Source organism: Coleofasciculus sp. E2-BRE-01 (assembly GCF_040221695.1).
Classification (GTDB): Bacteria; Cyanobacteriota; Cyanobacteriia; order Cyanobacteriales; family Coleofasciculaceae; genus Coleofasciculus.
This window is the reverse complement of record NZ_JAVKEA010000131.1, coordinates 1-6423: the sequence shown is the minus strand read 5'-3', so window position 1 is coordinate 6423 and position 6423 is coordinate 1. Positions and strand designations below refer to the sequence as shown.

Annotated in this window: 7 protein-coding genes; 6 read left to right on the top strand and 1 reads right to left on the bottom strand. The window is 45.8% G+C overall.

The annotated features are described in order from the left end of the window. From RIG66_RS16025 to RIG66_RS16005, 5 genes are all read left to right on the top strand, one after another. Positions 1-524, top strand: a 524-nt coding sequence (locus RIG66_RS16025; protein ID WP_446379667.1) for an AAA-like domain-containing protein, incomplete at its 5' end; no start/stop codon positions are given. 208 nt (positions 525-732) lie between these two features. After that, entirely contained in the window at positions 733-945 is a 213-nt protein-coding gene (locus tag RIG66_RS16020; protein WP_446379669.1) for a type II toxin-antitoxin system VapB family antitoxin, read from the top strand. Then, positions 932-1330 carry a type II toxin-antitoxin system VapC family toxin gene (vapC, locus tag RIG66_RS16015; protein ID WP_446379665.1) on the top strand — a complete coding sequence of 133 codons (399 nt, stop codon included), beginning with the start codon at positions 932-934 and terminating at the stop codon, positions 1328-1330. Before RIG66_RS16020 ends, vapC begins: the two co-directional genes overlap by 14 nt. Positions 1331-1812: 482 nt before the next feature. Further along, positions 1813-4848, top strand: a complete 3036-nt coding sequence (locus RIG66_RS16010) for an AAA-like domain-containing protein (RefSeq protein WP_446379663.1) — start codon at positions 1813-1815, stop codon at positions 4846-4848. Positions 4849-5154: 306 nt separating this feature from the next. After that, positions 5155-5391, top strand: coding sequence for an AbrB/MazE/SpoVT family DNA-binding domain-containing protein (locus tag RIG66_RS16005; protein ID WP_446379661.1), 237 nt, complete (start codon positions 5155-5157; stop codon positions 5389-5391). Between the two features lie 107 nt (positions 5392-5498). Here RIG66_RS16005 and RIG66_RS16000 read toward each other — a convergent pair whose 3' ends face one another. Next, positions 5499-5744 (bottom strand): helix-turn-helix domain-containing protein, encoded by a 246-nt coding sequence (locus tag RIG66_RS16000; RefSeq protein WP_446379659.1) that lies wholly within the window; start codon positions 5742-5744, stop codon positions 5499-5501. A 124-nt stretch (positions 5745-5868) separates the two neighbouring features. On the opposite strand from RIG66_RS16000, the gene RIG66_RS15995 reads away from it, so the two are divergent. After that, on the top strand, positions 5869-6123 hold the full coding sequence (locus RIG66_RS15995) for a hypothetical protein (RefSeq protein ID WP_446379657.1): 255 nt from the start codon (positions 5869-5871) through the stop codon (positions 6121-6123). Positions 6124-6423: the final 300 nt, after the last annotated feature.

Here is a 6423-nt window from a genome sequence, read left to right as displayed (position 1 = left end):
ACTCAGGTAGTTCTCCCCGTGCCGGAGCAAAAGGGGCAAGCCGGGAGCCTCTGCCAAACTGCTGTACTCGACATCATAGCCAAAACCAGGCGAAGCCTTCCCCCTTCATCGGATTTCCACGACCCCTGAATCCTTACGATTTATCCGGACGTTATGGACTGAATTGGACAACAAGTCAGGTTGAGGAATTAACGCAGTTAGTCGGGGGACATCCCTATTTAGTGCAAAAGGCGTTGTATCATTTGCGGCGTCAGGATGTGACGTTAGGGGAGTTAGCAGAAACAGCGGCGACAGAAGCGGGGATTTATAGCGATCATTTGCGGCGACATTGGTGGAATTTGAAGGAATATCCCAAGTTAAAGGAAGCGTTTCGTCAGGTGGTGGTTAAAAATAAGTCCGTGGAATTAGATGCAGAATTAGCGTTTAAATTAGACAGTATGGGGTTAGTGCAGTTACAGGGGAATGAAGCCATTCCGCGCTGTGATTTGTATCGGAATTATTTCCGCGATAATTTGGGGGATTAAATCGTTCGTACTTCACCCTCATCCCCTAACCCTTCTCCCACCCCCCTCGTTCCCCCCTACGAAGAGGGGGGATGACAAAGGATGCTTCGCTTTTGTTTCATGTAAGAAAGGGAACCCAGTGTTTCATCACCAATTCTGGGAGATAATAAAAGACGGTGCGTTACGCTACGCTAACGCACCCTACGAAACTGTAACCTATCTGCAACCTATGCAAGTCACTCTTAACCTTGATGAAGCCCTGCTCAACGAAGCTTTGAAATTAACAAAGCTTACTACCCAAGAAGAGTTACTGAACCTTGCTTTGCAAGAGCTAGTACGCTCTCGCCGCAAGAAAAATTTGCTTGATCTGGCAGGGCAAATTCAGTTCATTCCTGATTTTGATCACAAGGCTATGCGCGAAACTCGCTATGCTGCTGATTGATACATCCGTTTGGATCAGCGTCTTCCGCGATCGCAGTGGTCAAGTACGCCAGCAACTTGAAACGTTAATCACAGATCGTGAGATTTTACTCACCCGCTTTACTCAGCTTGAGCTGCTTCAAGGGAGCCTAAACGAACAAGAGTGGACAATTCTCTCTACTTATCTTGAAGCACAAGATTACGTTGAACTCACGTCTTCTTCTTGGCAAGCGGCTGCACGCATTTACGATGACCTGCGTCGTCAAGGATTGACTATTCGCAGCCCAATCGATTGCTGTATTGCTCAAGCAGCGCTGGAAAATGATTTGCTTCTGGTTCACAATGATCGGGACTTTGAGACGATTGCCCAAGTCCGAGATCTCCAAAACCTTCGCTTTCAACCTTAAATTCTTTGGCTCTTGCGGGGTGATGGTGGCAACTTCAGATAGTCAATGTAGGGTGCATTAGGCGCTGATTTAGTGAGAATTGTGAGGATTAAATCATTCAGCGCCGTAACGCACCAATTGGGGGAGATAATAAAGGTGATCGCATTCGTTTTAAGATGCTATAAACATGGGGTAGGAGCGACACGCTGGTATCAATTAACAACGAACGGTAGCGGATGTGGTACAAGGGCGCACGTCGGTGCGCCCCTACAGAAATGGAATGTAGGGTGCGTTAGGCGCTTATTTAGTGAGAATTGTGAGGATTAAATCATTCAGCGCCGTAACGCACCAATTTTGGGAAAGAATCTTAAGGGAAATTGTTAGGATAAAATAATTTAACGCCAGAATGCACCAATTCTGGGAGAAAATAAAGGTGGTGCGTTACGCTGCGCTAACGACACCCTACGGATTACCGGATACACACCATTTCGGGGGATTTGAGGATGAGTACCGTATCCTATCCAGACTACAGCTATCAAGTCGGCGGGAGTCTAAAACAGGATCATCCCACTTATGTGGTGCGCCAAGCGGATCAGGATTTCTATGAAGCCTTAAAAGCAGGTGAATTCTGCTATGTTCTCAATTCCCGCCAAATGGGTAAATCTAGCTTGCGGGTGCAAACGATGCGGCGATTGCAAGGGGAGGGTGTTGCTTGTGGTGTGATTGATATTACCGCCATTGGGAGTCACAATATTGCCCCTTCGGAATGGTATTTGGGTTTAATTCGCCGACTGGCGCGGAGTTTGGGAATTAAAGTTAAGGTGATCAAATGGTGGAAGGAACGGGAGGGATTGTCCCCGACACAGCGTTTGGGTGAGTTTATCGAGACGGTACTGTTAGCCGAGATTTCCCAACCGATTGTTATTTTTATTGATGAAATCGATAGTATTCTCAAGTTAGACCTAAAAGACGATTTTTTTGCCCTGATTCGCGCTTGTTTTAACGAACGGGCAGATAATTCAGAGTATCAACGCCTGACATTTGCCTTGTTGGGAGTAGCGACACCTTCGGATTTAATTCAGGATAAAACCCGCACACCGTTTAATATTGGTAGGGCGATTGAATTGCGGGGGTTTGGCTTATCGGAAGTGTCACCCTTAGCGCCGGGATTAGCAGGAAAGGCGGAGAATCCGCAAGGGGTTCTCAGGGAGATTATAAACTGGACAGGGGGACAACCGTTTCTGACGCAAAAATTATGTCAGTTGGTGATTACGTCTCCCTTTGCCATTGCGTCTGGGAGTGAGGCAGAATTAATCGAAAGGTTAGTGCGATCGCATATACTGGAAAACTGGGAAGCCCAGGATGAGCCAGAACATCTCAGGACAATCCGCGATCGCGTTTTAAGCAATGAGCAACGGGCAGGGTATTTACTAGAACTCTATCGGCAGATTTGGCAGGATGGGGAAGTCGCCGCCACCAATAGTGATGATGAAGCCCGATTAAAGTTGGCGGGGTTGGTGGTGAAGCAGGGAGGATGTTTAAGGGCTTACAATCCCATTTATCGCGAAGTCTTTAATCAAAATTGGATTGACCAAGAATTAAAGAATCTACGCCCCTACGCTGAGACGTTTAGAATGTGGGTAGCCTCTGGGTATCAGGATGATTTTCTGTTGCTGGGTAAAGTGTTACAAGAGGCGCAAGCTTGGGCAAAAGGAAAAAATTTAAGTTATCTGGATCAGCAGTTTCTTGCTGCTGGTGAAAAGAAGGCAATTGAGGCGCAAATTGCGGTAGCAGAAAGGGAAGCGGAATTAGAACGGGAACGGAAAGATAGAGAAGCCGCCGAACAAAGAAACATCGCTCTAGCTGAGGCGAATCGCCAAGCCAAAAGGCGGATTAGTATTGGTGGAGTGGTGCTAATTGTTGCCGTGTTGGGGGCGGTAATTTCAGGGGTACTCGCCGGAAATAAGGTTATTGAAGCTAACTCCAAGGTTGATAAGGCAAACTCTCAGGTAGCCGAAGCTAACTCCAAAGTTGATAAGGCAAACTCTCAGGTAGCCGAAGCGAATAAAAGAACGATAGATGCCCAGAAACGAGAAGAACAAGCGATAGAAAACGAGAAACGGATGCAGAACAGTGCTGAAGATGCAGCACAGAAAGTGGAAGCGTCACAAAAAGCTTTAGCTGTAGCGAATAAAAAACTGGAAAATTCCCGTCAACAGTCCCAACAATTAGCTCGACAAGCGCAACAAGCCGCTCAACAAACTCGACAGGCTCAAGCAAAGCTAGGAGAAGCTCAAAAACGGGTTAAAGCAGCCGAGCAAAATATTCAACAGTTAAATCAAGCTGGAAAGCAGAAAGCAGAGGAACTCAAGCAGGCACAGACAGAACTGACGATAGCACAAAAGGAGCAAAGGGAAGCAAAAGATAATTTAGCCGTTGTTCAGGAAAACTATGAACAAACTCAAGCCTCCTTAGACAAGGTTAAAACAGAAATTGAGACGGTATCCCTGCTCTCGAAACTAGCAGCAGAATTGCACAACAATGGACTCTCTGATGATGCTCAAGAAGCCTGGAGTCAAGCGAGTCAGGCGACTAACGAAATTCTGGAAAAGGAGGAAAATCGGGCGCTGAAGCAAGCCATGCTGCAAGCCTCTATTTCTTTAGCCTCTTTGCAACTGAGTCAAAAGCATCAGGAACTGGATCAGCCTGAAAAAGCTGAAGAGTATCGAGGTAAAGCTAAACAAGCGATTCAACGAAGTCAGGAGTTATTACCGTCAAAGATTACTGGAGAGACCCCTGAACAATGGTCAATTCGTGTCCATGTGCAGCGAGTGCAGGGCAGTTGGTATCGGGAAAAGGGAGAAACGCAAAAGGCAATAGAGGCGTATCGGCAAGCCTTTAATGGGCTGGAGGCGGCTTGGAAAAAATTGCCAAATTTTGATATAGACACCGAGATTCCTATCCCGCAGTATCTGCCTCAGAAACAACCGATTATCTCTGCGAATGCTATTGAAAATCTACATCGTGAGTTTATGGCATTGCTGTCAGAAACAGGTGAAGATGATTCCCAGATTAAAGAATCGCTCAAACGTCACTTTCTAGCAAAAATAGACTTTTTTATGGAATCAGGTAACTGGAAATATGCTGATGAGAATACCTATGATTTAATTATTCTTGCTGGTGTAATAGAGGAGGATTTTGACTTCAAAAATATCTCCTGCCGAGATTTGAGTTCTCTTGATAGGCTTTGGGTAGAACGATCGGGTGGGAAGTTTGGTTTCAGCGTGCAGAAGTCTATTTTAGATCGATTTGCCTCTCAGCCCGGTCGTTATGGTGGTGTGAGTAGTGTAGACTGGATGAGATTTTATGAGAAGATAGGATGGCTAGCATACGGAAGAGGAAGGTCGAGAGGCGTATTTAACCCCAAGAAAGACTTGGAGGGATACCTCCCGTCTTACACCTGGGGTGGTATGAGAGACCCATTAAACTTTAATTGGATCTCTTTTCTCTTTGTGCGACTTGTAGACTGTAACATATAAACATTATAGTCTTCTGTAAAAATCCCTTAACAAACTACATTTATACGAATTCATAGTTAGGTAGGGTGAGCAAAATTTATAAACCTCAAATGCTTAGGCTATTGTTCGCTACTTTTGCCCACTCTAAGGTATTTGGCGTGATATGGTAACAGTATCCAGGTTGAATAGTTCGAGGTTGGCGGGACATCAATATTCAATCCTGCAAACGGATAATCCAAACAATCGCAAGCATTAGGTTTCCCAGGTAACGTAAGGAGCCATATCATCATAGTAAAATTATATGTAAACTCACGCTAAAAACGTCAGATGCTACAAGTCAAAACAAAAATTTCTAAAGGTGGCAGAGTTGCGATTCCAGCCGAGTATTTCAATCAACTGGGATTGGAGGTGGGAGATGACGTGATTGTCCGCCTTGTAGATGGAGAAATCAGAATTTTCACCCTTGCTCAAGCTATCCAACAAGCACAAACCTGGGTGCGGAGCAATCATAGGGTACGGCAATGCCGTACCCCTACCCAATCAATTATCCCTGAGATGCGGTAGGGGCACGATGGTATCGTGCCCTGATATAGGTTCAGGTTAAAATCAGACGATAATCACCTCGGCTATCGTCTGTTATGCCAATCACAGACATCGTTAGTCGCTTCCCTTCAACTATCCTCCTCCGTCTCAAGGAACTCACCCAAATACAACCGGATAAATTCTGCTGCTGCACTCGGATTAATGCTTTTGAGTGCCTGTGCAATTTCCGCAACCGTTTCGGCTGTGGGATCTGTAAGTTCGTGATACCAACGGTAAACCACAGAACGTCTTACTCCCAGCGCTACCGCCAGTTTGTTCTGACTGATGTCGTAATTCTCTAGTACCTGCTTAAGGGCTTTGCCGACTCTTCCCATACTCTTAATCGTGTCAGAGCCTTACGAGCAAGTAAATGACTACATTTATATAGCCATCGTGTATGATGAGAATGACTACATAAATATAGTCATCCGGTCGCAACTCAAAATCAGGTGAACTCAAATGCAAGCGTACTTTGTGCCGAATGGGAATCAATTGCCCTCTGCTGAGGTTTCTATTCAGGCTTCTACTGATCCGGTTTCTCAGAAAGAATTTATTAAGGTGATGGTGATTGGTTCCCGTAAAGGGATCAACAGCATTATCAAAACGCTGCATCGCTTACGGTTTGCGGAGGTGAGGGAATGGAGTCCACCGATTCCTTATGGTGCTTCCGGAGAAATGATGAGTCTGTTGAGGCGACAGATCATGGTGGATTGAATCCTGGGTGTGATTCGCTGGCGCGATATAGCAGAAGGCAGAAGGCAGAAGGTTGATTATTGATTAAACTGAGAGGTTATCGCTAACTATCATAGGGTACGGCAATGCCGTACCCATACCCAATCAATTATCTCTGAAATGCGGTAGGGGCACGATACCATCCATTGGTGTCAACTTAAGGTGAAAGCTCGGTTGAGCAAGGGTGTCGGGTGTCGGGTGTCGGGTGTCGGGTGTCAGGATGGAATTGTCTGTTGGAGGCGAAAAAACCTCACACCTACCACCATTCACCTCACCTATTCA